General features: G+C 69.9%; 23 protein-coding genes. 13 read left to right on the top strand and 10 right to left on the bottom strand.

Going from position 1 to position 24,020, the window contains the following annotated elements; all coding sequences use genetic code 11:
* Positions 1-18: 18 nt before the first annotated feature.
* Positions 19-1,155 (bottom strand): PP2C family protein-serine/threonine phosphatase, encoded by a 1,137-nt coding sequence (locus tag FRANEAN1_RS34460; protein WP_041255116.1) that lies wholly within the window; start codon positions 1,153-1,155, stop codon positions 19-21.
* Positions 1,156-1,353: 198 nt separating this feature from the next.
* Positions 1,354-2,808: an amidase gene (locus FRANEAN1_RS34455; protein ID WP_020464300.1), complete on the bottom strand. Its 1,455-nt coding sequence runs from the start codon at positions 2,806-2,808 to the stop codon at positions 1,354-1,356.
* Positions 2,809-3,214: 406 nt separating this feature from the next.
* On the opposite strand from FRANEAN1_RS34455, the gene FRANEAN1_RS34450 reads away from it, so the two are divergent.
* Both FRANEAN1_RS34450 and FRANEAN1_RS34445 read left to right on the top strand, forming a co-directional pair.
* Complete coding sequence (locus FRANEAN1_RS34450; protein WP_041255115.1) at positions 3,215-3,829, top strand: hypothetical protein; 615 nt, start codon at positions 3,215-3,217, stop codon at positions 3,827-3,829.
* A gap of 146 nt (positions 3,830-3,975) precedes the next feature.
* Positions 3,976-4,281, top strand: coding sequence for a GlsB/YeaQ/YmgE family stress response membrane protein (locus FRANEAN1_RS34445; protein WP_020464298.1), 306 nt, complete (start codon positions 3,976-3,978; stop codon positions 4,279-4,281).
* 108 nt (positions 4,282-4,389) lie between these two features.
* On the opposite strand, the gene FRANEAN1_RS34440 is transcribed toward FRANEAN1_RS34445, so the two are convergent.
* Entirely contained in the window at positions 4,390-5,832 is a 1,443-nt protein-coding gene (locus FRANEAN1_RS34440; protein WP_347177277.1) for a mechanosensitive ion channel domain-containing protein, read from the bottom strand.
* A 658-nt stretch (positions 5,833-6,490) separates the two neighbouring features.
* On the opposite strand from FRANEAN1_RS34440, the gene FRANEAN1_RS34435 reads away from it, so the two are divergent.
* From FRANEAN1_RS34435 to FRANEAN1_RS34405, 8 genes are all read left to right on the top strand, one after another.
* Positions 6,491-7,009, top strand: coding sequence for an N-acetyltransferase (locus FRANEAN1_RS34435; protein ID WP_020464296.1), 519 nt, complete (start codon positions 6,491-6,493; stop codon positions 7,007-7,009).
* A gap of 325 nt (positions 7,010-7,334) precedes the next feature.
* A complete protein-coding gene (locus FRANEAN1_RS34430) occupies positions 7,335-8,111 on the top strand; it encodes an SCO2525 family SAM-dependent methyltransferase (protein WP_041255114.1) in 777 nt (258 codons plus the stop codon).
* A 34-nt stretch (positions 8,112-8,145) separates the two neighbouring features.
* On the top strand, positions 8,146-9,978 hold the full coding sequence (locus FRANEAN1_RS34425) for an SCO2524 family protein (RefSeq protein WP_020464294.1): 1,833 nt from the start codon (positions 8,146-8,148) through the stop codon (positions 9,976-9,978).
* Positions 9,979-9,991: 13 nt separating this feature from the next.
* Positions 9,992-10,912: an SCO2523 family variant P-loop protein gene (locus FRANEAN1_RS34420; protein ID WP_020464293.1), complete on the top strand. Its 921-nt coding sequence runs from the start codon at positions 9,992-9,994 to the stop codon at positions 10,910-10,912.
* 5 nt (positions 10,913-10,917) lie between these two features.
* On the top strand, positions 10,918-11,934 hold the full coding sequence (locus FRANEAN1_RS34415; RefSeq protein WP_020464292.1) for an SCO2522 family protein: 1,017 nt from the start codon (positions 10,918-10,920) through the stop codon (positions 11,932-11,934).
* Entirely contained in the window at positions 11,934-13,097 is a 1,164-nt protein-coding gene (locus FRANEAN1_RS34410; protein ID WP_020464291.1) for an SCO2521 family protein, read from the top strand. The genes FRANEAN1_RS34415 and FRANEAN1_RS34410 overlap by 1 nt, the downstream gene beginning before the upstream one ends.
* A gap of 223 nt (positions 13,098-13,320) precedes the next feature.
* Positions 13,321-13,545, top strand: a complete 225-nt coding sequence (locus tag FRANEAN1_RS42740; RefSeq protein WP_198145410.1) for a hypothetical protein — start codon at positions 13,321-13,323, stop codon at positions 13,543-13,545.
* 131 nt (positions 13,546-13,676) lie between these two features.
* Positions 13,677-14,621: a hypothetical protein gene (locus FRANEAN1_RS34405; RefSeq protein WP_020464290.1), complete on the top strand. Its 945-nt coding sequence runs from the start codon at positions 13,677-13,679 to the stop codon at positions 14,619-14,621.
* 32 nt (positions 14,622-14,653) lie between these two features.
* Here the strand turns inward: FRANEAN1_RS34405 and FRANEAN1_RS34400 are convergent, their stop codons facing one another.
* Both FRANEAN1_RS34400 and FRANEAN1_RS37645 read right to left on the bottom strand, forming a co-directional pair.
* Entirely contained in the window at positions 14,654-15,241 is a 588-nt protein-coding gene (locus tag FRANEAN1_RS34400; protein ID WP_020464289.1) for an N-acetyltransferase, read from the bottom strand.
* 37 nt (positions 15,242-15,278) lie between these two features.
* Positions 15,279-15,935: a hypothetical protein gene (locus FRANEAN1_RS37645; protein ID WP_020464288.1), complete on the bottom strand. Its 657-nt coding sequence runs from the start codon at positions 15,933-15,935 to the stop codon at positions 15,279-15,281.
* A 254-nt stretch (positions 15,936-16,189) separates the two neighbouring features.
* Between FRANEAN1_RS37645 and FRANEAN1_RS34390 the strand changes: the two genes are divergently transcribed.
* Positions 16,190-17,764, top strand: a complete 1,575-nt coding sequence (locus tag FRANEAN1_RS34390; protein WP_020464287.1) for a toll/interleukin-1 receptor domain-containing protein — start codon at positions 16,190-16,192, stop codon at positions 17,762-17,764.
* A 37-nt stretch (positions 17,765-17,801) separates the two neighbouring features.
* Here FRANEAN1_RS34390 and FRANEAN1_RS34385 read toward each other — a convergent pair whose 3' ends face one another.
* The 5 genes from FRANEAN1_RS34385 to FRANEAN1_RS34365 form a co-directional block, all read right to left on the bottom strand.
* Positions 17,802-18,152 (bottom strand): metallopeptidase family protein, encoded by a 351-nt coding sequence (locus FRANEAN1_RS34385; RefSeq protein WP_041255112.1) that lies wholly within the window; start codon positions 18,150-18,152, stop codon positions 17,802-17,804.
* A 47-nt stretch (positions 18,153-18,199) separates the two neighbouring features.
* Positions 18,200-18,808 (bottom strand): FHA domain-containing protein, encoded by a 609-nt coding sequence (locus tag FRANEAN1_RS34380; protein ID WP_020464285.1) that lies wholly within the window; start codon positions 18,806-18,808, stop codon positions 18,200-18,202.
* A 13-nt stretch (positions 18,809-18,821) separates the two neighbouring features.
* Positions 18,822-19,277 (bottom strand): Rieske (2Fe-2S) protein, encoded by a 456-nt coding sequence (locus FRANEAN1_RS34375; RefSeq protein WP_020464284.1) that lies wholly within the window; start codon positions 19,275-19,277, stop codon positions 18,822-18,824.
* Positions 19,278-19,288: 11 nt separating this feature from the next.
* Entirely contained in the window at positions 19,289-19,885 is a 597-nt protein-coding gene (locus FRANEAN1_RS34370; RefSeq protein WP_020464283.1) for a DUF6529 family protein, read from the bottom strand.
* Between the two features lie 447 nt (positions 19,886-20,332).
* Positions 20,333-20,770 carry a hypothetical protein gene (locus FRANEAN1_RS34365; protein ID WP_018501672.1) on the bottom strand — a complete coding sequence of 146 codons (438 nt, stop codon included), beginning with the start codon at positions 20,768-20,770 and terminating at the stop codon, positions 20,333-20,335.
* A gap of 830 nt (positions 20,771-21,600) precedes the next feature.
* Between FRANEAN1_RS34365 and nifH the strand changes: the two genes are divergently transcribed.
* Positions 21,601-22,470, top strand: a complete 870-nt coding sequence (gene nifH, locus FRANEAN1_RS34360; protein ID WP_020464282.1) for a nitrogenase iron protein — start codon at positions 21,601-21,603, stop codon at positions 22,468-22,470.
* A gap of 46 nt (positions 22,471-22,516) precedes the next feature.
* Positions 22,517-23,977 (top strand): nitrogenase molybdenum-iron protein alpha chain, encoded by a 1,461-nt coding sequence (gene nifD / locus FRANEAN1_RS34355; protein ID WP_020464281.1) that lies wholly within the window; start codon positions 22,517-22,519, stop codon positions 23,975-23,977.
* Positions 23,978-24,020: the final 43 nt, after the last annotated feature.

The raw sequence follows: 24,020 nt of genomic DNA, 5'->3' as shown, positions 1-24,020 counted from the left end.
CACGATCTCGCGCGTCGTCTATTCCGACATCGTGGCCGCGCTCGCGTTCGCGGGAGTGGCAGGGAGCGCCCCGGCGGACAACGGCGCCTGGGCCGTGGCGGCCAGCGCCGCGCCCGTCGGGCGCCGTTCGACGAGCAGCAGGGCCAGATCGTCGTGCAGGTTCCCACCCACGTGCCTGGTGAGGGCGCTGGTGAGCCGGTCGAGCGCGGCATCTGGCGGGACGTCGCGCAGCAGGTCGACGTGCCGCTCCAGCGGGAAGAAGGCCCGCTCGCCGTCCCGGGCCTCGATCAGCCCGTCGGTGAACAGCAGCAGGCGGTCACCGACCGCCCAGTCCGCCGTCGCGGTCGCGAAGCGGTCGCCGAGGCCCAGCGGCGGTGAGGACGGGCAGGTCAGCGTGGTGGTGGCGGTCGCCCCAACCAGCAGCGGCGGATGGTGGCCCGCCGAGCACAGGCTGAGCCGGCCGTCGGGGTAGATGTCGACCAGCAGCGCCGTCACGAAGTCCTCCGGCTCGGCCTCGCGGCCGACCGAGCGGGCGCAGGCGGCCGCGACCTGCCCCTGGTCCAGCCAGGTCACCGCCGCCTCGCGGAAGGCGCCCAGGACCACCGTCGCCAGCCGCACCGCGGGCAGCCCCTTGCCGCGCACATCGCCGATGATCATGCGGATCGTGTGCGGCGTGGCGACCACCTCGTAGAGATCGCCGCCGACCGAGGCCTCCTTGGCGGCGGAGAGGTAGCGGGCCGCGAACCCGGCCCCGTGCAGCGCGATGGGCACCTCGGGCAGCAGAGCCCGCTGGGCGACCTCCGCCACCGCCCGGACCTGCTGGAGCTCCGAGCTGCGCCGGTTACGGCTCACCGACACGTAGACGGCCACCGCAACCTGGGCCGCGACCAGGATGCAGGCCGCGATGTGCTGACCGTTGCCGAACCGGTGGTCCCACCACCCCGAGGCGACGGCCATCACCTCGGCGGCGAGCCCGATACCCAGCGTCGCCGCCGGAGGACAGGTCACCGCGGTCACCAGGGCACCGAGCCCGAAGTAGCCCGCGGTCGACAGGTCGGTGACGGCGCCTACCGCGACCGCGGCACCGAGAACCAGCAGACCAGCCCCCAACTGACCCACGAAGTCCCCGATCCGGGGCACCACGTTGCTGAGCATGCGCCATTGTCCAGGGCGCAGGGGCCCGTTCGCGGGCGACCTCCAATTTTGTACCCCCGATGGCACCTCCGGCGGTCACCTCGAGTGAGCTACAAGGTGCTTCACGTGCCGGTGTCCCGCTGTGTGCATCCGGCGGTGACGATCCGGATCAGTCGCTAGCCTCCGACCGCAGGCGCCTCCAGCTCAGACGCCTCCGGGTCAGGCAGGCGTCGAAGCCTCCAGGCGGCCCGGCCGGCGCCTGTACCAACGCTCGACGTCCTCCAGCTCGGCGGCCAGGGAGATCAACGGCCCCTCGCCGCCCGCCGGGCCCATGAGCTGGGCGCCGACCGGCAGCCCGGCAGGCGTCAGCCCGGCCGGGACGTTGACCGCCGGCCAGCCGAGGACGTTCCACGGCCAGGTGTACGGGCAGGCCGCGACGATCGCCTGATCGGTCTCCCAGTTCGTCTCCCGGTTCAGTTCGCCGACCCGCGGCGGCGGCACCGCGGTGGTCGGCGCGAGCAGGACGTCCACCGTGCGGAAGACCCGGCCGATCCACGCCCGGGCCGGCCCCTCGGCAGCCCGGGCCAGCCCGAGCACCGGCCGCAGCGCCCGCCCGTTGCGCGCGTTCGCCACCGTCCGCGGATCGAGGAGCTCGGGGTTGGGCACCCGGTGCGACCAGTCCCGGATGCCGTCCATCGAGCGGGGCAGGAACAGCAGGCCGAGCAGGCCGTACGGCGGCTCGACCGGCACCACGTCGTGCCCGAGCCGGGCCAGCACCTCGGCGAGGCGCTCCACGGCGGCGCGGACGGCCGGATCCAGCGCGGCCGACATCCCGCTGTAGGGGACGCGCAGCGACAGGCCGATCCGCAGCCGGGGCGGCGGGTGCTCGGCCGAGCGCAGGAAGGTCTCCGTCGGCGCCGGCGGGCGGTCCCGGTCCACCGGGAGGCTTCCGCTGAGCAGGTCCAGCAGGAAGGCGCCGTCCGCGACGGTCCTGGTGAGCGGGCCGAAGGTGGTCAGCCCGTTGAACTGCTCGGTTACCGGCGCGCTGGAGATGCGCCCGCGCTGCGGCTTGATCCCGACGAGATGGGTCCAGGCCGCGGGGATGCGGACCGAGCCGGCGCCGTCCGACCCGATCGCGGCGGGGACCAGCCCGGCCGCGACGGCCGACGCCGCGCCGCCGGACGACCCACCGGGGGAGTAGTCGAGGTTCCACGGGTTGCGGGTCGCGCCGAACGCCGCCCCCTCGGTGAACGGCCACTGCCCGAACTCGGGCGTGTTCGTCTTGCCGACGATGATCGCGCCGGTGGCCCGCAGCCGCCGGACCATCTCGCAGTCCTCGGTGGCCGGCGGGAAGTCGCCGGCCGCGCCGAAGGCGGTGGGGAGGCCGGCCATGTCGGTGTCGTCCTTGATGGCCACCGGGACACCCAGCAGGGGCAGTCGCTCCCCGGCGTCGAGCCGCCGGTCAGCCTCCTCGGCCTCCGCCAGCGCCTCCTCGGCCCGTAGCACCCGGAAGGTGTTCAGGGTCGTGGACGTCGCCTCGATGCGCTCCAGGCAGGCGGCGACGAGCTCCCGGGAGCTCATCGACCCGGCCGCGAGTCGCCCGGCGAGCTCACGCAGGCCGTACAGGCCGTCGAGCCGGCCGTCGTCCGCACCCACACCCGCGGTATCCGACATCAGCCACCTCCTGGACGCGACGCGCGCGGCGGAAGCCGTGGGGGAACGGTAGCCGACCGCGCGCCGCGGCCCCCGCCCTTTGTCCAGCACGAGACGTACATGGCATATGCCGGCCGGCGCCGCGCTCGCCTCCTCCGGTGTGTACTGGGCTACATCGGCTGGTGTACGTCCGGCCCGTGGGGGGCCTCGGGGGCCTCCCAACGGGGCGGAGCCGGTGGCGCGCAGGACATCCGGCGTCGGCGGCCATCGCGGACAACGGTGTGTGGTGACGGCGATGCGTGGACACATCGCGTTATCTACGGCGGATCCATGGGTAGTTCGTCGGCAGGACGCGTGCGGGCAACCCAGAAGTCGCCATCCGTTCAGGCACGCGAGAGTCCCCGATTCTGCCGAGGAGAACCAGAAGATGAACGAGGGCATGAATCCCCCGCGTACCGATCTGACAGGCCCCCGACCGCCGGTCGTGGCCGCGCCCGAACCGGCCGCCGAGCCGGCCGCCGTTCCTGGTGCCACGAACACCGTTCCTGGTGCCGCGAATACCGTGCCCGCAGCCGGAGCCGCGGTCACCGAGGACACCTCGGTCACCGAGGACACCGCGGTCACCGAGGACGCGGAGGGCGCCGACATCCGCCGCAAGTTCAACGAGATGACCGCCGGGCTCGCCCCGCATGTGGCCTCCGCCACCGAGAAGACGCGCGACGCGGCCGAGAAGGCGGTGGGCGCGGTCCGTGAGAAGGTCGGCCACAACCCCACGCTCGCCTCCGCGGCGGAGAAGACGGTTGAGGTGAAGGACCGGGCGGTCGGCACCGTAAAGGAGCAGATGGAGCAGCACCCGCAGGTCGCGGCCGCCGCGGAGCGTACGGCGGCCTCCAGCGGGAAGGCGGCACGGACGGCCGGCCAGCAGGCCCGCCGGCATCCTGGTGCCACCGGGGGCGCGGTCTTCGGCGGCGCCGTGCTGCTCCTGCTCCGGCGGTCGGTGCGCCGCCGCCGGGCCACGAAGGCGGCGAAGTCCGGCAGCTGAGGCGGCTTCGTGCCGAGCCGGTCCGGCGGCGTGGGCGCTGAAAGCACCCGCAAAGCGGTGGATCCGGTGCTCGCCGGACAAAGTGTTTGCGAGTTCCGGTGCGGGGCAAAAAGCTGCCAACAACCTCGGTAAAGGAGAAACCACTGATGCTGACTTTCCTCGTCGTCATGGTCCTGCTCGGTCTGATCGCCGGCGCGGTCGCGCGTCTGGTTCTTCCTGGCCCGGACCCGATCGGAATTCTCGGCACGATCGCCGTAGGTATCGTCGGGTCTTTCGTCGGGGGTTTCCTCGGCTACGTCCTGTTCAACAAGGACATTGGTGAGGGCGCGCTCCAGCCGTCCGGCATCATCGGTTCCATCATCGGCGCGATCATCGTGCTGGCGCTGTGGAGGGCCTTCAACGGCCGTGGCCTCTCCCGCACCTCGCACAGCCGTCGGTACGCCCGCCGGTAAGTAACGGCGAGCCGGCGACTGACAGCGGTTTGGCGCCTGACGACGGAAAAGGGCCGCTGCCCCGAGATCTCGGGGCAGCGGCCCTTTCGATGTCCGCCTACCGGCGGCTCACCTCGACGAGGGACGGTCAGGCGTGTGGCTGCCGTCCGCCTCGCGGGGGTTGGGAGCGGTCAGACCGGAGCCGTCGGTCGGGCCGGAGCCGTCGGTCGGGCCGGGGGTGTCGGTCGGGCCGGGGGTGTCGGTCGGGCTGGGGCCGTCACCCAGGCCGGAGCCGTCGGCCGGGGAGTGCTCGCCGGTCTCGCTGAACGCACGGGAACGCTCCTCGGCCTCGGCACTGCCGGCGAAGAGCCGGGCATCGGAGAGATCCTCCGGCTGGGCGGCCGTCGTGCCCGGCACGGTCCTGCCCCGCTCGGCCTCGCCGGCCCTGGCCTGGCCCAGGCCGGCCTTGCCCAGTTCGACGCGGTGCCCGTTGGAACGCGCGCCGCCCTGGACTCCGGCGCGGGCGCCGGCCGCCGTGGCGTCGATCTCGATCCGGGTACGCGGCAGCGCCGCCGCGTGGTTGTGCCGCAGCCAGTCGACCAGCGCCTCGCGGACATGGCAGCGCAGGTCGAAGACCGTCGGCCCGTCGTTCCCGCTCACCAGCACCCGGATCCGTACGTGGTCTCCGACCGCGTCGGTGACCTGCAGGACGCTGACCCGCCCGTCCCAGAGGTCGGTGCTCTCGACGATCCGGTGCATCTCGGTCCGCATGTCGGCTACGGGCACCGACCAGTCCAGGTCGAACTCCACCGCGCCGAGCACCGCGGACTCCCGGCGGGTCCAGTTCTGGAACGGGTTGGTGGTGAAGTAGGTCGACGGCAGGATCAGCCTCCGGTCGTCCCAGATGTGCACGACCACGTAGGTGAGGGTGATCTCCTCGATCCGGCCCCACTCGTCCTCGACGACCACCACGTCGTCGACCCGGATGGCGTCGGTGAAGGCGAGCTGCAGCCCGGCGAAGACGTTCGCCAGCGACGTCTGCGCCGCGAGCCCGGCGATGATGCCGACCACGCCCGCCGACGCCACGATGCTCGCGCCGGCGACCCGCACGCTCGGGAAGGTCATCAGCATCGAGGCGACCGCGATCACGGTGATCACGACGACGGTGATCCGGCGCAGCAGGATCACCTGGGTACGGATCCGCCGCGCGTGCCGGTTGTCGGCGACGTCCATCCGGTAGCGCGACAGCGCCAGGTCCTCCATGACGAACGCCAGCACGCCCACCACCCACGCGAGCGCGGCGATCTGCGCGAGGCCGAGCACGCGGATGGTGGCCGGCGTCCACGACTGCTCCACCGTCGCGTTCGCCGCGATGAGCAGCCCCAGAACGACGAGCGTCAGCCGGGCGGGCCGGCGCCCCCGTTCGGCGAGATCCTCCACAATCCGCGAGTGCCGGCCGATCCGCCGCAGGATCCGGTGTACGAGCAGGGACGCCAGGTAGCCGATGACGGCCGCCCCAGCCATGATCACGAGTACCGCGAGATCGGAATCCGTGCCATCCATGGTGTCCATGCTGGAGAACGGGTCGAGCGCAGTCCGGTCCGCCACGGGCAAAGCTCCTTCGAATCGGGTGCGTTTCCCGAACCCGTGCCCGTTTCGTTATGGTCTGACCAGGTGATGCCCTTCACAGCTTCGCTGACGGAGCACCGGCCCGGGGTGGCCGCCGCGGGCCTGGGGCCGGCTCGACCGGCGACGTCGATCGACGGCCTCACCGCGGTCAACCCGGCCGCCTCCCTCTCGGCCCCTCCCCCGGCCGCTCTCAGCCGTCCCCGGGCCCGCCCTTGGCCGCCCGCGGCCTCCAATTCTTGTCAAAAGTTCGTCCTGTTGCTTTAAAGCAGATAATCCCGCCATTTGGCGGTGACTATATGTCGGCTGGAAGTCATCTGTTTTACGGATTGTGCGCATCCAGTGAGGCATCATCGTTGTATGCCGTCGTATCCGGTTGGGTCAGCGCCAGGCGCCTTCGTGCCCGCCGAGGACGCCTCCGACCTGCGCGGTAGTCTTCCAAGCGCGGCCCTCCGCCGAGGCGTGGCGCACCGAATGCCGGAAGGCCGCGGGGGTAGCGGGAGTACTGGATGGTCCATGGGCCGTCTCAGGTCGACGGGTTCGCGCTCTTGTCTCCCGCGGGCCGGCATGTCGACAGGCCGGGAAAATCCAGGAGGGGCGAGCCGTGAACACGGTCAAGGTGAGGACGGTCGTCGAGGCGGACCTCTCCGCGCTCAGCCGGATCGACCGGCAGATCTTTGGCCGGCTCGCGTACCCCGAGTTCGTCCTTCGCCAGCTCTTCGACGTCCACCAGCAGGAGATCCTCGTCGCCGACGAGGCGGGCGAGCTGCTCGGGTACTCGATAGCCGTGCGTTCCGGGTCCGATGCCGAAACGGATCTCGCCCACTTCCTGGCCCTTGGGGTGGACGGCTCCCGCCGCTGCCAGGGTGTCGGCCGCCTGCTGGCGCTGGAAACACTCGAAAGTCTCTACCTTCGTGGTGTGCAGCGGGTGCGCCTCGCTGTGGCACGCGACAACCCGGTCGCGATACACCTCTACCGCTCACTGGGCTTCGAGCAGACTGCGGACGTCGACAGCTATTACGGAGCGGACGAGCCGCGCCTTCTGTTCGAACTCAACCTGGACCGGAATCCGCAGGGCGACGCGGACACGGTCCGTCACGTGCCGCGCTCTGCCACGCACTGACCGAAACGGCACCGACCCGTTCCTGGACGGGTAGCCGAGCCCGGTCTGTTCGGGAGCGCCAGGCGGACCACTGTTCTCCCACGCCCTTTCACCGCCGCCGCTCTGTGTCCGCCGCGGCGCCTGCTGCCGCGATGTTTGGCCGTGGGTGCGGGCCGTCCGCGGTCGGCTGTGGGCGGCCCGCCGCCACGCGGAGCGTGTGTACGCCTGCTCGTGGCCGCTCTTGCTGGCCCTCGGCCGCCGTCCGGCCCGACTGTGGCCCGGTTCAGAACAGTGACGCGCGCAATTCGTGGGAGCCGCTGTGCACGTAGAAGAAAATGAGAACCCGATGGGCAACGCCGGGCAGCGGTGGGACGAGTTCGATCCCGACCTGTACCACGCCCACAACTACGCCGTCCTGCGTGACGACGACCAGGAAATCCTCGAGGGCGTCCGGGATTTCTTCGCGACCTTCGCCGCGGCCGCGGCGACCGCCGCCGATCGCCCGCTCAACGGGCTGGACGTGGGCACCGGCAGTAACCTCTATCCGGCGCTGTCGATGCTGCCCTGGTGCGAGCGGATCACCCTGCGGGAGCATTCCGCCAGCAATGTCACGTGGCTGGAGAACGAGGTCCGGTCCTACGGCACCGCCTGGGACCCGTTCTGGAAGGTGCTGACCCAGGAACGGGCCTACCTCGGTGTGGATGACCCGCGCCGGGCGCTGGCGGAACGGGTGGTGGTCGAACAGGGAAGCGTCTTCGAGTTACCCCGCTCCAGGTGGGACATCGGCACGATGTTCTTCGTGGCGTGTTCCATCTCCGAGCAAAGGGAAGATTTTCACCGCGCCTCCAGGTGCTTCCTCGACGCGCTCATGCCCGGCGCGCCCTTCGCGATGGCATACATGGAGAATTCCAGAGGGTACGAGGTCGGCGAAATCCGCTTCCCGGCGGTCTCGTTGAAGATGGACTACATCGTCGAAAGCCTTGAGGCGACGGCGACCGATGTGAAGGCGGACCGGTTCGTCGGTGCCGAGATGCTGCGCGAGGGATACGAAAGCATGGTCCTCGTCCGCGGCCGCACGAGAAGACGGGAGCCGGACGGCTCCACCACGGCCGCGGACGCCTAGCGGGCCCGGACGTCGAGGAAGAAGGGGGACGGCGTTGGATATCCGACCTAGGCAGCTTCTGCTGGAGATGTGGGAGGCCGCCGCCGAGTACTCGTACCAGGGCAGCGGATGGAAGTTCAGCGGCCGGGCCGAGTCGAACTCCACCAGCGACGCAGAACAGCTGCTCTGCCTCATGTACCCGTCGTACCAGATGCCCGGGATGGAGATCGTAAAGCCGGACGAGACCGCCAAGGACGTGCGAGTGGCGCTGGAACGCATCGGTGATGCGCGCCAGATCCCGCAAGTGCTGGTGCGGGCGCTCAGTGAGTATCTCGAGCGGTATACGAACGAGCGGGGCGCGCCGGTCTTCTCCGGCGGTTCGTATTTTCAGCCGGTCGGCCAGGGCGAGCCACTCACCCCCGAGCAGCGTGCGTTGGAGATAGTCGACTCGTTCTCGATGTCCATCACGCTGTCACTCGCCATTCTCGGTTTCGTCCGCGAGTTCCGGCCGACGGTGCGGCGCGACGCGTTGCTCGCCGAGATGCGGGAGCTGGAGAAGGCCGCATCGCGTCGGCTGACCGCGTCGATGGTGGGAATTCTGCGTAGTTTCACGGTGCGGACCTTCGCGGCCTACTCCGAGGAGGGGCGGGCGTTGTGCGACCTGGTCAACACCGAAGGGAAGTCGACCGAGAAGGTCCTCGACGAGGTCCGCGACGCGCTGGTCCCGGCCCGTACCTCGTTGCGCGAGCTGAAACTCGGTGTGGAACTGTCCGCCGAAGCAGTGGACGACGACAGCGTGCTGTTCGAGTGCGGCTGGTCCTGGGGCATCATCCGGGATGCCCCCCCGGTCGACGCGGGCACGGGCGTCGTGGTCGACCAGTCCCCGGGTGTCGCTCAGGCGAAGCCCTCCCTGTACTTCACGGTGGTCGCACTCGACGGCATCTCCGACCTCTTCTCGGCGCGCACCCGACAGCTCGGCCTGATCAACCCGGATCAGGAGGGCCTGGTGGGTGCCCTCCAGCTGCGTTCGAACCTGGCGCAGCTCTACTGGTCGACCATCGCGCGCCTCGGCCGGTCCCGCTGGCCCGTCGAGGAGGTTCCCTGGCGGAGCGCGAACCCTGCGGATGAGGGGCCTGAGACGGACTACGACACCCTGCTCGCGGCCTCGATCACGATCGAGGCGCTGGCCACCGAGCGAGCCCGGGACGTCGACATCGCGCGTATCGCGGACGTCCTGGCGGAACTGGCCGTGCGGGGTCGGGTCACCAGGCGGGCGAGGCTGCGCGAGCCCGCGATCGAGCTGCACGTCCCGGGAGTACGGCTCCCGCTCACCGGCGCCGAGGACCTCGGGCCGGCTATGGAGTGGCCGGTGGCGGACTTCTCGACCGCGTTGCTCAAGCGGGTGGCGCGGACCGCGGCCGTCACTCGTGACAGCGCGCTGCGAGATCGGTTGGTCGGCCTTGCGGACGAGATCTGGGACCGTCACGTGCGGCTCCGTCAGCTTTCCGACGGTCCCGGCGCCGGGCTGTGGGACGACATCAGCCTGTTCAAGCTGTCGCCAACGGACAAGGGGCCGTCCTGGTACTTCACCGAGCGGGTGATGGAGGCGCTCGTCACCGTCGCGGCGGTCTCCGTCGCGCGTCCGTACAGCGCCCGGCTGGCCGACCTGGCGCTGGACATGCTCGCCGAGGCCGACCACCTGCACACAGCCGAGCTGCTGCGGGAGTCTCCGACATCCACCGTCCCGGCCAGAACCCAGCTGCACGGCATTGGGGCGAACCTGCAGCGGGCGCGTGAGCTGCGTGAACGCCAGCCGGCGACGTCGATCGCGATCGTGCAGGCGGCGCTGCGCGATCTCGACGCGCTCGCCATGGCCCGGCGAGCCTGAGGGCCCGGCTCCGATGATCATATTTGCGACGTCCGACAAAGGCGGCACCGGTCGCTCCGTGACGAGCTGCAACGTCGCCTATCGACGCGCGATGCAGGGCAGCGACGTCTGCTATCTCGACTTCGACTTCGGCTCGCCTACCGCGGGCGCCATCTTCGGTGTGGAGGCGGCAGGGCAGGGCACGGCTACCGGCGGCGGGCTGCACGAATACCTCGCCGGGCGGACGGCCGAAGTGGACCAGCTGGACGTCTGGGGGCAGTCGGAGCTGGGCGGGCCGCGGGCAAGACCGCTCGGAGCCGGCAGGCTCACCCTGCTGCCGGGTGACTCCGGCGGTGGGGAGTTCCCCGTCGACGCGACCATGGCCCGGCGGTGCAGCGATCTGTTCCTGCGCCTCGACGAGGAGTTCGAGCTCACCCTCGTCGACCTCAGCGCCGGCCGGTCGTACGCGACGGAGCTGGTGCTGCGTGCCACGGCCGACCCGGCGCTCGCTGAGAAGACCGCGCGCTGGCTGGTGTTCCACCGGTGGACGCGCCAGCACATCGTCGCCGCCGCCGGCCTGGTGTTCGGCCCGCACGGCATCCTCGAGACGGGGATGGATCGCGGGCACAGGCGCCGCGAGCTGGAGGACACCATCCGGTTCGTCCGCACCGCCGTGCTCGAACCAGACTCACCACAGTTGGCCGTCCTGCGGGCGGAACAGTCGGTGTGGCTGCAGTCGTACAACACCGACCTGCAGAAGCTGGCGGCGAAGCTGCGCCTCGGCCGCAGCGTAATGCTCGGCTCGATCCCGCTCGACCCGGTCCTGCAGTGGCGTGAGCAGATCATCGTCGAGGACGACATCTCGACCACGCGGATCGCCAACGAGGAGACCGGACAGGCGTTCGAGGACCTCGCCAAGCGCCTGACAGACGACAGCGCGTGGGAGGGGCTCTGACACACGTGGAACCATTCTCCGGCGGGCCGACGACCGTGCCCGGGTCCGCGGTGTTCCGTGAGACGAGCGCCGTCGAGCGCACCGTGGAGGTCCCGCTGGCCCATCTGTCGGTGGAACTCGGCCATTTCTACCCGGAAGACCTGGCGGGCGGCGCCGGCGTACTGGCGGAGCATTTCCGGCGGATAGCGCCGTGGGTGGACCGGCCGCGGCTGGGCTCGCTCGCCGGCGGCGCGGATGGCGCCGCCCGTGCTGGCCGGGCCCCCCGGGTGAGCACCTGCCTGCTCGTCGACGACTACTCCGACCAGGGGAAGATGCCGCCGCCGGCAGCAGTGGTGCCACAGCTGCTCGCCGCCGCGCGAGCCCAGGACATCGTCATCGACTACATCGCGCGGGAGTCGGCGTGCGCCGCCGCCGAGAACGTACCGTTGGCGCGCATCGTCGAGGGAGCGCTCGTCGCGGACCCGCCCTACGGGGCGAACGGCTCGCGTCCGACGCTGAACGAGACTGGCTGGCTGTGTAACGGAGCCCGCTCGCCGTCCACCACCGGGACAAGGGCGATGGGAGTCGCGGAGCCTTGGCAGCCGCCGACGGAAAACGGCTCGCGCCGCCACTCGGTCTTCCTCGATGTGGAGCTGTGGAGCGAACACCGCGGGCACCATGCCTGGTCGTGCGCCTTTCTGGCGGCGGTGTGGCAGCTCCTGCGACTGGGCCTGCTGCGGGCCGGTGGCGAGACGGTGGTCCGCCCGGTGACGGTCGATCCCGCGGACCTGCCGGACCGCTGGGCCGACTTCCCATCGATCGGCCGCCTAACCCCGGCCCCTGCGCCTTTCTGCGCCTACCGGACCTTCTCCGTGCTCGATACCGGCTACCTTCCGGTCGAGCACGCCGTGCGGGTGATCCTCGGCCAGGTGGGGGTCGACTCGGCAGCGCTCTCGGCCACGGAACGTCGTGCGGGAGCCGAGGGCATCGCGCTGCCGCCTGAGCCCGCGGACCGTCTTTCCTACTTTTTTCTGGGCCGTTGATGGCCGTTCCGAAGGCGACGGCTGTTCCGAGGGCGCCCAAGGCGCGCGAGCCCGCCGAAGAGCTGGACATGTTGGTCGGCGAGGTCCGTACCACCCTGCTGCAGAACTCCCACCGCGTCGGCGCCACCACCGTCGCCGCGCTGCTGGACATCGTGCCGGGAGGCCGGGTCCGCAGCGCTACCAGGCCCGTCGCCCATGCGTTCTCGCCCGACGTACGGGTGGGCGTGCACTGCCCGCTCGCCACCATCTCGGGCACCAGAGCAGACGGTGCGGGAACGGCCGTGGCCCGAGCGTCCGTCACCGGGGGCACAGTCCTGCAGGCCTCCACCCGGGCCAGGCTCACCCGAGCCGCGGGCGAGCGCAGACTGCCGTGGTCGCACTATGTGGCGAACCCGGGGATAATCGAGGTCGCCGGGCGCACTGACACGGACGACCTGGCTGCGGGATTCCTGACAACACAGACCCGGGCATCCCTCGATCTCGGCGCGGTCAGCAGCCGATTGCTCAGCCGCGTTCAGCGCAGGCCGGGTATCGACCGAGTCACCTCGTTGCGGGCGCGCCGAACGCAACTACGATTCGCCGTCACCTGGCGGTCTTCTGATTCGGCCGTGCTGCCACAATTATTGGGTGCGCAGCGGAGGATTTCCGATTTCCCCTCGGTCCCCACCGGGTCGGCGGAGTCGTTTCACCGGAACAGCGAGCCGGCTGCTTCCGTCTCACCGGTGAGCGTCGAGTTCACCATCCAGGATGAAACGCTGCGTACGCTGCGGCTGCGGCTCGGGAGATGCGATCCGTCCGACGTCGTGGCCGCGTGCGAGGACCTCGCCCTTCACGACTGGCTGCTTTCCACGGTGGAGTCTCTGCTCGATAACAGTCGGATCGGGGTTGATTCCGCCCAGGAGGTGGTGCGGCGCTTCCGTCCGGTGATCGATCACCTGCTCCACCTGTGGATGCCCGGGGCGAGGGTCGCCGAGGAGCTGGCCGAGGTGTGGGCCGCGCTGGAAAGACGTCCCGGCTTCTCGCGGGAGTGGTCCAGCCTGGTCGGGCGGATCAGGGATCAGCTCGCGCTGGCAGGACTCGAGTCGTCGTCGAGCCTGTCCGCCTTGGCACGGGTCGCGGGCGTCTGCCAGGCGGGAGCTGAGGAGGACTCCGTCGGCGCGTGACCGACGGTCGAACAGGGGGAGGTGCAGGTGAGCGCGGCGTTCGGATGGTTCGGCTTGGCGGTCGCCGTCGGGGGCGCCGTGTTTCTACCGGGTTTTCTGCTCGGTGGGGAGATCGCCTGGGTGGCCATTCTTGCTGTCCATCCAGGCGGCGTCGTACCTGTAGCGCAGCGTAAGGATTTTTCATGCTCAGGTGCGTGCCGGGGTGGAGGTTTGGGCGGTTGACGTGGGCGGGGTGGCGGAGCCGTCCGGCGCGGAAATTCCGGGCCCGATTCCGGACAATTTCATGTTTTTTGATGAAGAAGTGAGTTGTGGGGGCAGCGGTGTCGAAGGCTTGACAATGAAGATCCGCTCCAATCCAATTAATGTGCGGGAACGATCGACTCAGTCCTCCCGTCTCTGGGATGCCGCTATCAGTCTCGATCATTTTGGGTGCTCCTCGCCGGACTAGAAGCCAGCTCCTCCTGGATTTCGGGCGGACACCGGCCGAGGAAGGCGTTCGCTGGAGCTTCGGAAACACTCCTACGGCGTGTTGAGAGGAAGGGAAGAGTGTCTGTGGTCAGGATAATCAGGCAGGTTGCGGTGGCGGTCGCGACCGGCGGTGCTACTTTTCTGCTGAGCTATTTACTCGACGGAGAGATGACCTGGACAATGATGCTCTCCGTCTTCATCGGCGGTGTCGTCCTTGTCGTTCAGCACCTGGTAGACGTCGAGAGTAAAGTGGAGGCGGCCGCGGACGCGCAGGCCGAGCGCCTTTCGGGGTTCGAGCGGCGGCTGGACCGGGTCGACCGCGGCGTACGCCTGCTGGAGTCGCTGGAGAGCTCGGCCGTCGAGGCGGCTGTCCCCGGAGCGCGGCCCATCAGCGGGCTGGTCGAGCGGTCCGCGAAGTTCGTTCCCCCGTCGCCCGTTCTGGGCCGGCTCGTGGCCGAGGAGATCCGGGCCATGAACGAGCTTCTTCGCGGCCTCGAGGGCGATTCCGCGACCTGTCAGGGAGAGGACCGCGACTGGATCCTGGCGCTCACCCGGGGAGCCCAGCGGACGATCTCGGCGACCAGCACCACCGCTGCCGACGGTGGGCGACGCAGTTTCAGCGACGGATTCTGGAAGAGTGAGCTGGGCCGCGCGTATCTTGCGGCGCAGCGGGAGGCAGTGGGTCGCGGCGTTAGCGTCCGGCGGGTTTTCATCCTCAACAGCGAGAAGATCCGGCGCAATTCGGATTTCGTCAAGATCTGTGAGGATCAGCGTAACGCGGGAATCATCGTGCACAGTGTCGTGGTGCCCGGCGGCGACCAGCTCGGCAGCGGCGGGACGGGCTGGCGCAAGACGTTCCGTGACTTCATTCTCTTCGATGACGAGGTCAGTTACGAGGTGGAGGTCGGTGCCCTGCAGGGCGCCAGCATCACGAGCACCCACCTGAAGTTCGACCGGACGCGCATCGGTGAGCGCATCGCGCTGTTCAACGAGATCTGGGCCGAGGCGCAGGCGGCCGCGGCCGCGGACGAGGCCGCCCGGCGTTCGGCGAGCTGACGTCGACCGGGGCAGGCAATCCGCCAATCCGCTCAGGCGAGTACGCGGGGCGCGGGGTTGCCGGGTGGGAGGAAGCGGTGCATGACGTAGAGGTCCACGTCGCCGTGCCACGGGTGGCGGTACGCGGCGGGCAGGGTGCCGATCACCCGGAACGCCAGTGATCTCCACAGGGCCACCAGCCGGGTGTTCGCGGCGACCACCGAGTTGAGCTGCATCGCCCGGTAGCCGAGGTCGGCGGCGTAGTCGACCATGCCCTCGGCGGCGGCCCGGCCGACCCCGCGGCTGCTGGCCAGGTCGGTCCCGTAGCCGCCGGGGCCGAACGCGCCCCCGCCGAAGTTGACCACGGCCGGGTCGACCAGCAGCTGGGCCAGCGCGACATGGTCGCCCAGGGCCGGCTGGCTGGGGGTGAGCAGCGCTGTCGCGACGATGCGGGTCGAACCGGGGCCGTCCTCGACCTCCATCACCAGCACGTGCGCGGGTGCCGGCAACATCCACAGGCCTCGCGCGCTCCGCTCGTCGGTGCCCGGCGCCCACATGCACGTCTCACCCTCGGCGACGACGGCCTCCCAGACCGGCCAGATGGCCGGCCAGTCGCCATCCGCTGCCTGACGTGTCCGCACATACCGATCCTGCCCGCGAACGCCCGGAAATGGGGCGTCAGCTCTCCGCGGGGGTAGCGCGTTCGACTGAGAATCCCGTGCATCCGCCCACACCGTCGACGTCGCCTTCGATGCGGTCGGGTGTGCCGGCCCTCGGGGTGCCCGTGAGATTCACCATCTCGTAGCCGGCGGGGCGGCTGACCCATTCGTGGCCGGCGAGCAATATCCGACCGCCCTGAACGGACCCGGTCATGGTGAACGAGCCACGGGGAACAGCGGGGTTCTCCGGCAGCGGGTAGAAGTCGAAGACGGCGGTGAGCGCGGCCAGGTCGGTCCCCGCGATCCGCAGCGACAGACCGGTGGCTCCCTGAGCGCAGGCGTAGCTTCCGCGCCACGTCCCGTCGACCGCCACCCCGTCGGCCGCTGCTCCGGCGACAACCGGGGCGCTCGCGGACGGCGGGGCCGAGGCCGCCGCGCCGGCGCCGGCGCCGGCGTTGCCACGGTGCTCCGTGCCCGGCACGGTGGACGGGGTTCCGCCGCCGCCGGGCAGCGTGGCGGGACTGCCGGGTGCCGGCGCCGCCGCCGCGCCGACGGGGCCACCGGCCCCGGGCGTGGCGTTCCCACCGCCGCAGCCGGTCAGGGCGAATGTGAGACCGGCGAACAGAACGACCGCCGGCGATCCCGTATTTCGAAGGCTTCTCGACCCGCGTCGCATTCGGAGTACCTCCCATTCGCCGGTGCCGCCGTCACCGGTCGTCCGGATGAGCCGTTTTCCGGAGCGCCGAACGATCCGCGATGTGGCTGTCGTATCCCCGACGCTGCGTCGCGCGGCGGTACCGCGCCGGACCGGCCGCGTCAGGGCACTACGATTGTGGTCGACGCCGGTCGGCGGGCAGCACGGAGGGCCCGCGTGGGCGTCGGAATGCATCAGGCACCGGCATACGATGCACGAGCCGGACGGGGGAGTCCATGGCCAGGTCCTTTTCCGAATCCGAGCTAGTTGAACTGGCGACGGTCTACCACGAGAAGCGTTCCGCCAGATCACTGCTGGAGCGCGCGGGTATCGACCCCGGAAGCCATCCCAGCTGGGACAGCCTCACCTCCCTGGACTTCTGGCGGGCGGTGGGTGCGCAGGTCACGTCGGGCTGGGGCGGGTCGGACACCGCCGACCGAATCCTGGCCGCCGCGGCCAGGGATTATGTCGGCAACGACGTCTTCCGCCGGCCGGCCGGCGGCCCGCCGCACGGCTCCCCGGTCCCGGCTTCGGCCCCAGCCCCGGTTTCGGCCGCGGCCGGGAGCGCCGCCGCTGTGTCGGGCGCCTCCGCCGGGGGTGGCCGGGCCGCCGAGCCCTTCGGGAGATCCGGCCCGCCCGGCTCACCCGATCCGCTCTCCGTCCTGGGGACGATTGTCGTGGTCGACGCGGTGGGGTTCAGCAAGAACGGGGCGCTCGTCCATCTGGAGTGGCGCAAGGGCATCAGCGCCATCACGGCACGGGCTGCCGCTGCCGTCGGTATCCCGCCAGGTCTCATGCACTTCAACGACCGCGGCGACGGATTCATGCTGATCATCGACGGCCGGGTACCCCCTGAGACGGTGGTCGCCGACTTCACCCGGGAGCTGGGGATCGCCCTCGGCGAGTACAACCGCACACGCAACAGCGCCGGCCGGATCCGGCTGCGCATCGCGATGCACGAGGGCCGGGCGTTCGTGGACGGCACGGGCCTCACCGGCACGCCCGCGATCGTCGCGGCGAGACTGGTCGACGCCGAGGAGTTGCGCGACGTCCTCCGGAGGTCCGACGGCCCGGACAGCGCCCTGATCGTCTCGGATGTGCTCTACCAGTCCACGGTCATCGAGCGGCTGCGCGGGCTCGACCCGGAGGACTTCGTCCGGGTCGCGGTCACGATGGCGAAGTACGACGGTGTCGCGTGGATCGCGGGACGCGAGAACGCCGACGCTGCTCAGCCGGGCGGTTCGGGCGAAACCGCCCGGACGGCGCCCGAGTCGCTATCCGCACCCTCGCCGGCGACCGGCAGGTGGGACTTCCTGATCTCGTGCACGGCCGCCGACGAGGACTGGGGCCAGTGGATCGCCCATCAGCTCAAGACCGCGAAGTACGAGGTGCACCTGGACGCCTTCGACATGGTGGCGGGCAGGGGACGCGTCGCGGAGTGGCACGACGCGGTCCGGTACTCGACCCGGACGATCGCGGTGCTGAGCGAGAACTACCTGACCGCGGCCAGGGAGATCCAGGCCCAGTGGCAGGCGGCCTGGGAGGGCGATGGCACCGGCGCCGGGAACAACTCGGCCGGCGACGGAGGCGGCAAGGGCGGGGAAGGCGGGGTCGAGCGTCGGTTGATCCCGGTGGTGGTCCGGCCGTGCTACCCGGACGGCCTGCTCAAGGGCATCACGCCGATCGACCTGACCAGACTGCGGGACGACCGGGATGCCGCCCGCGACCATCTTCTGGAGGAGGTCGCGGCCTCGCTGAGCGGGCGGCGCAGGCGCTCGGAGGACCCGCCCCCGTTCCCGGGAGAAAGCTGACCGTTCCGGGTGGTGCTGACCACCGGTTCCGGGTGGTTCAGTGCCAGCCGAGTTCGTCCAGGCGGTCGTCGCCTATACCGAAGTGGTGCGCGATCTCGTGGATGACGGTGATCCGCACCTCACGCACGACGTCCGCCTCCGTGGCGCTCATGGCGCAGATCGGATTGCGGTAGATCGTGATGCGGTCGGGGAGCACGCCGCTGTACCAGTCGCCCCGCTCGGTGAGGGGGATTCCCTCGTAGAGGCCCAGCAGGCCGTCCGCGGAGTCGTCCTCGACGAGGACGGCGACGTTGCGCATCCGTCGTCCCAGCTCGGGCGGCAGGCTGTCCAACGCGGCGACGACCAGTTCCTCGAACCGCTCCGGGCTGACGGTGACCACGGCTCCCATCCTGCCGTGCCGGCACGGTGCCGCCGGCGCGGCAGGACGGCCGGGTGTCAGGAGAGTGCGACCAGGGCGCCGAGGGCGAATCCCACGGCGGCGAGCCAGACCAGGGTCGGCAGCGCGCGCAGCCAACCGCCCAGGGCGGGCCTCGGCGCGGCCCCGCCACCAGCTCCAGCCCCGCCACCAGCGCCAGCGCTGGCCCCGGCGGAACCGGCCCCGGCACCCGCTGGTTCAGGCGTCCGAGCGGCCGGGACGGGCGGGGCGGCCTGCCCGGGGACCGGCCGGCGGCCCTGCCCGGCCAGCATGGTCTCGGCATCGGCGTTGTCGAGCTTCGGCCGCGGCGCCGCGGCCGGCGGGCGCTGGACCGGCCGGAACGCCCGGAGCAGGACCTCCGGACCACTCAGCCCGCCCAGCCGGATGCGGATCTCGCCGTCGACGGCGAACTGCTTCGCCCGCGCCCCCTCGCTCCAGACGCCGTTGGTGCTCAGGTCACGCGCCGTCCAGCCGTCCGGGCCCGGGGCGAGCTCGACGTGCCGGCGGGAGACCTTCGTGTCCTGGACGGTGATGTCCGCCTCGCGGCTGCGGCCGATCACGTAGGACCGGTCCGGGGTCAGCTCGACCGTTCCCGTGGCCGTGGTCACCCGGATGGTGCTCAGGTCCATGTTCTCCCCCTTCTCAGCCGCGGAAGACGGCGTCGTCGCGCACGGTCACCGGGATCGGCGCGAGCGGCTCGCCGGCCGGCCCGGCGACGGGAGCACCGGTCTGCGCGTCGAACTTGCTGCCGTGACACGGGCAGATGATCTTCCCCTGCTCGACCGAGCTGACGTTGCAGCCCTGGTGCGTGCAGACGGATGTGAACGCCTTGACGCCGTTCCCGCCGTCCCGGGTCAGGACCATGCTGGCGTCCTCGAGGACCAGGCCGCCGTTCGCGGGGATGTCGGCGAGGTTGGCCAGTGGCGTCGCGGTGTCGCCCCCGCCCGCGGCTGTCCCCGCCGCGTTGGCCTCGGCGGCGGGTGGCTTGGGGTCGGCCGCGCTACTGCCCGAGGCCACCACATAGCCGGCGGCGGCACCCGCCGCGGTCACGATGAGGCCGGGTACGACCACGCGCCGGGTCGGAGCTTCCTGCGTCATGCCGGCCTTCCTCAGAATTTCGGGATGTCGGTACGGGTGAAAAACCACAGCGACGCGCTCAGCCAGAGCACGACGAGGGAGAGGAGAACCGCCGATCCCAGTACCGGCAGTGCCCATCCCGGGAGTTTTCGCGTCCGCAGGCCGAGCATTTTCGCCGCGTAGGCGCCGTAGAAGACACATCCCGCGAGGCTGTGCACGAGCACGCGAGAATCGCTGCTGGCGAATCCGAGGGCCCAGATGCAGTGGAACGCGACGGGCAGCGTCAGCACGAACGCGACCGTGCCGCTCCAGCGGTGTACGGGCGCCGTCCAGCCGGGTGCCCGGCCGGCTCCGGGCAGCCGCCCCCACATCCACAGGGCGGTCGTGAGCTGGACGAACAGGAGGATGGCCGCGGCCGTGGTGAGCCAGGCCTTCATCGGCAGCATGCCGGAGAAACCCAGGGTGAACAGCGGCCGACGGGCGGGGTCGTGGGTCTTCGAGTAGACCGCCAGCGCCAGTGTGACCGCCACTCCGGTCAACAACGCGACGGCGATACCGAGCCCCGCCGAAGGCGCGCGTGTGCTATCCGGAGCCGTATTCGAACCGGAACTTTCTGTACCCAGTGCCATCCGCCCCCCGTTCGCCAACATTCCCGCTCGGCGCACTATGCAGCAAAAAGGGGGGTGCGGTCTAGCTTCGTCGCTCGGCTGACAGCCCGCCGACGGAACGGCGCCGTCGCGGCGGAAAGCGGAATGAGGTTTCCGGAAGGGTCCGGAGACGCGGGCCGAGCGGCTGGCCGGTGGTGCCGACAGGCGAGGCGGTGGGCGGCGGTGCCGACAGGCGACCGGAACGGTCTGCGGCTGCGGCTGCGGGTGACGTGCTCGTGTGCGCGGGTGTGCCGCGCTTGCATACGGGGCGGGAAGGTCCTCCCGGCCGGACGGGCCGATCCGGCCCTTCCGACCCGTCCGGCGGACGTCACGCTCGGGTCGTGACCTTCCGATGCTGACCGAGGGACCGGGAGCGGACCTCCGGGGGAGCCCGGGTGCCCTGCCCCGCCCTACCGCGGGCGGCCGGCGTCAGTGCAGCGGACCCTGGCAGTCCTTGCACCGCTCGCTGAGGATCGACAGGAGCTCGACCGCCTTGATCGAGGCGTCCCGCACCTTGGCGAGGTCCTGCGAGGAGTTCAACCGGAGCAGCGCGGACTCCGCGCCGTCGGTCGCACCCTCGCTGAGCGCGTCGACGATCTCCGCCGCCGGGGTGCCGTACTGGTACAGGAGAACCTGCTTGTCCTGGTAGGACGGCAGCTCGGCGGGGAGGTGGCCGAGGCCCACTCCCGCGAGTTTCCGGCTGAGGATCTGCCGTACATTGGTGCCGAGCCGGCCGTAGCCGCCGATCTCGCGCAGGACTGCCATGTCGATCCGATAGACACCGTTGTTGCCGACGACCGCGGTGCGCAGTTCTTCCCATGTGATGGGCGAGCCGGTCCAGGCGTCGACGGCCTGAGCTTCCGTCACTTCCTACCGTCCTGGCTTTCGGTACCGCTGCTGATGGGACCGAGCTGTTTGCTGGGTGCTGTTTGCCGGGTGTTGACCGGTGCTTTTATCCCGTGTGCGCGAGGCAACGCTATCCGACCTCTCGCACCTGGTCCAGGCAGGACCGGCACGGGTGGTTTCGGAAACGTAAAGGCCTGGCCGGCCCGCTTCCGGGGGAGCCCTGCCGAGGGTGCTCGGGAGGGGCCCGCGACCCCCGTTACCCGCAATTAGGACGATAGTCCGCCGCGAACGCGGACGAATCTGGTGGTAGAGTTCCGCAAACGCGGATATGTATGGCCTTGCCGGGCGCAGGTGCGGGGGTGACCGAGTACTCAGGGCCCGCGATTCGGTGTTGTACGTCACACCAGAGCCGGTATATCGGGGGCGGTCACCAGGGAGGACACTCCTGATTAACGGCCCGCTGACCCGGCTGAAACCGAATCGGCCGCCGAGTGGGGGTGCCCCCGGTGGGCCTGTGCCGCGCTTTCCGCCGCGGCCCGTGCCGCCGCACGTGCAGGTCGCGGGGCGGCCCAGGAATCGCATCAAAAACTTATCCTCGGAATTATCCTTCAGGCTTTCCTGAGTGGTGAGGTAGCACCCCGTGGGGTCGATTTCTTGTTAACGGAGCGGTTACCGACGTACATGCGTCCGAAATGAATCCCTCCTACGGTTTCTACATATCGCGGCAAGCCGGGAGGGCGAGCTACCAGCGCCCAGTCGGTTCGCGGGGCCACGACCGCAACCGATTTCCGAACCGCGGGACGCACTGCACGAAACCGTGCGTGCGTACGCAGCTCCAGGAGGAGAATGCAATGCGCCAGATCGCGTTCTACGGCAAGGGTGGTATTGGCAAGTCCACCACCCAGCAGAACACCATGGCTGCCATGGCCGAGATGGGCCGTCGCGTCATGATCGTCGGCTGCGACCCCAAGGCTGACTCGACCCGCCTCATCCTGCACTCGAAGGCCCAGACGTCCGTCATCCAGCTCGCGGCGGAGAAGGGCTCGGTCGAGGACCTGGAGCTGGACGAGGTCCTGGTCGAGGGCCAGTGGGGCATCAAGTGCGTCGAGTCCGGTGGCCCGGAGCCGGGCGTGGGCTGCGCCGGCCGTGGCGTCATCACCTCCATCACCTACCTGGAGGAGGCCGGCGCCTACGAGAACCTCGACTTCGTCACCTACGACGTCCTCGGCGACGTTGTCTGCGGTGGCTTCGCGATGCCGATCCGCCAGGGCAAGGCCCAGGAGATCTACATCGTGACCTCCGGCGAGATGATGGCGATGTACGCGGCGAACAACATCGCCCGCGGTGTCCTCAAGTACGCGCACTCCGGCGGTGTCCGCCTCGGTGGGCTCATCTGCAACAGCCGTAACACCGACCGCGAGGACGAGCTGATCATCGAGCTCGCCCGCCGTCTCAACACCCAGATGATCCACTTCATCCCGCGTAACAACGTCGTGCAGCACGCCGAGCTGCGCCGGATGACGGTCATCGAGTACGACCCCGAGAACAGCCAGGCCAACGAGTACCGCCAGCTGGCCAAGAAGATCGACGAGAACGACATGAAGACCATCCCCACCCCGATCAGCATGGACGAGCTCGAGGAACTGCTGATCGAGTTCGGGATCATGGAGCAGGAAGACGAGTCGATCATCGGCCAGAAGGCCAACGCGACCGTCGCCTGAGGCTCCGGCCACCTGCTCTGACACTGTCGAGGATGAGGTCCCGATCATGACGACGACTCCGGCTCCGCAGCGGGCCGAGACCGAGGCGATGATCGCCGAGGTCCTGGAGCAGTACCCCCAGAAGGCGGCCAAGTTCCGCGCCAAGCACCTCAAGGCCAACGACCCCGAGGGGTCGAAGGAGTGCGAGGTCAAGTCCAACATCAAGTCCCGCCCCGGGGTCATGACGATCCGTGGCTGTGCCTACGCCGGTTCCAAGGGCGTGGTGTGGGGCCCGGTGAAGGACCTGGTCACGATCAGCCACGGCCCGGTCGGCTGCGGCCAGTACTCCTGGGCCACCCGGCGCAACTACGCCCGCGGTCCGTGGGGTGTCACCAACTTCACCGCGATGCAGATCACCACGGACTTCCAGGAGAAGGACATCGTCTTCGGCGGTGACCCCAAGCTGGAGCAGGTCTGCGACGAGATCAACGAGCTCTTCCCGCTGGCCAAGGGCATCTCGGTCCAGTCCGAGTGCCCGATCGGTCTGATCGGCGACGACATCGAGGCGGTTTCCCGCACGGCGTCGAAGAAGCTTGGCAAGCCGGTCATCCCGGTCCGCTGTGAGGGCTTCCGCGGGGTGAGCCAGTCGCTCGGCCACCACATCGCCAACGACGCGGTCCGCGACCACGTTCTCGGCACCGGCGGCGAGTCCTTCAAGGAGACCCCGTACGACGTCGCGCTCATCGGCGACTACAACATCGGCGGCGACGCCTGGGCGTCCCGGCGGATCCTCGAGGACATGGGCCTGCGCGTCATCGCCCAGTGGTCCGGCGACGGCACGCTGAACGAGATGGCCTCGACGCACCTGTCGAAGCTGAACCTGATCCACTGCTACCGCTCCATGAACTACATCTGCACCACCATGGAGGAGCGTTACGGCACTCCGTGGATCGAGTTCAACTTCTTCGGGCCGACCAAGATCGTCAACTCGATGCGGGCCATCGCGGCCAAGTTCGACGAGACGATCCAGGCGAAGACCGAGGCCGCGATCGCGCGTTACCAGAAGCGCTTCGACGAGATCACGGCGGCGTTCAAGCCGCGCCTCGACGGCAAGCGCGTCATGCTCGCTGTCGGCGGCCTGCGTCCCCGTCACACCATCGGCGCCTACGAGGACCTCGGCATGGAGGTCGTCGGCACCGGTTACGAGTTCGCGCACAAGGACGACTACACCCGCACGTACGCCGAGCTCAAGGAAGGCGTCGTGCTCTACGACGACCCGACGGCGTTCGAGCTGGAGGAGTTCGCCAAGCGGCTCAAGCCGGACCTCATGGGTGCGGGCGTCAAGGAGAAGTACGTCTTCCACAAGATGGGCATCCCCTTCCGCCAGATGCACTCCTGGGACTACTCCGGGCCGTACCACGGCGTCGACGGCTTCGCGGTCTTCGCCCGCGACATGGACATCGCGATCAACAGCCCGACCTGGGACCTCATGGAGACCCCCTGGTCGAAGGCCGGAGAGGTGTTCTGACCGGATTTTCCGGTCTCCGCCGGCGATCGCCGGCGGCCATCAG

Origin of the sequence: Parafrankia sp. EAN1pec, assembly GCF_000018005.1 — a bacterium.
Lineage (GTDB): Bacteria > Actinomycetota > Actinomycetes > Frankiales > Frankiaceae > Parafrankia > Parafrankia soli.
This window is presented reverse-complemented; position numbering and strand designations above follow the sequence as displayed.

Bases quoted from the DNA above. Each gene is read 5' to 3' on its own strand.
- nifH (WP_020464282.1), top strand. From the start codon at position 21,601: ATGCGCCAGATCGCGTTCTACGGCAAGGGTGGTATTGGCAAGTCCACC.
- FRANEAN1_RS34440 (WP_347177277.1), bottom strand. From the start codon at position 5,832: ATGGACACCATGGATGGCACGGATTCCGATCTCGCGGTACTCGTGATC.
- FRANEAN1_RS34455 (WP_020464300.1), bottom strand. From the start codon at position 2,808: ATGTCGGATACCGCGGGTGTGGGTGCGGACGACGGCCGGCTCGACGGC.
- FRANEAN1_RS34410 (WP_020464291.1), top strand. From the start codon at position 11,934: ATGGCCGTTCCGAAGGCGACGGCTGTTCCGAGGGCGCCCAAGGCGCGC.
- FRANEAN1_RS34385 (WP_041255112.1), bottom strand. From the start codon at position 18,152: ATGGGAGCCGTGGTCACCGTCAGCCCGGAGCGGTTCGAGGAACTGGTC.
- FRANEAN1_RS34430 (WP_041255114.1), top strand. From the start codon at position 7,335: ATGGGCAACGCCGGGCAGCGGTGGGACGAGTTCGATCCCGACCTGTAC.
- FRANEAN1_RS34445 (WP_020464298.1), top strand. From the start codon at position 3,976: ATGCTGACTTTCCTCGTCGTCATGGTCCTGCTCGGTCTGATCGCCGGC.
- FRANEAN1_RS34390 (WP_020464287.1), top strand. From the start codon at position 16,190: ATGGCCAGGTCCTTTTCCGAATCCGAGCTAGTTGAACTGGCGACGGTC.
- FRANEAN1_RS34370 (WP_020464283.1), bottom strand. From the start codon at position 19,885: ATGGCACTGGGTACAGAAAGTTCCGGTTCGAATACGGCTCCGGATAGC.
- FRANEAN1_RS34450 (WP_041255115.1), top strand. From the start codon at position 3,215: ATGAACGAGGGCATGAATCCCCCGCGTACCGATCTGACAGGCCCCCGA.
- nifD (WP_020464281.1), top strand. From the start codon at position 22,517: ATGACGACGACTCCGGCTCCGCAGCGGGCCGAGACCGAGGCGATGATC.
- FRANEAN1_RS34375 (WP_020464284.1), bottom strand. From the start codon at position 19,277: ATGACGCAGGAAGCTCCGACCCGGCGCGTGGTCGTACCCGGCCTCATC.
- FRANEAN1_RS34380 (WP_020464285.1), bottom strand. From the start codon at position 18,808: ATGGACCTGAGCACCATCCGGGTGACCACGGCCACGGGAACGGTCGAG.
- FRANEAN1_RS34460 (WP_041255116.1), bottom strand. From the start codon at position 1,155: ATGCTCAGCAACGTGGTGCCCCGGATCGGGGACTTCGTGGGTCAGTTG.
- FRANEAN1_RS34420 (WP_020464293.1), top strand. From the start codon at position 9,992: ATGATCATATTTGCGACGTCCGACAAAGGCGGCACCGGTCGCTCCGTG.
- FRANEAN1_RS37645 (WP_020464288.1), bottom strand. From the start codon at position 15,935: ATGCGACGCGGGTCGAGAAGCCTTCGAAATACGGGATCGCCGGCGGTC.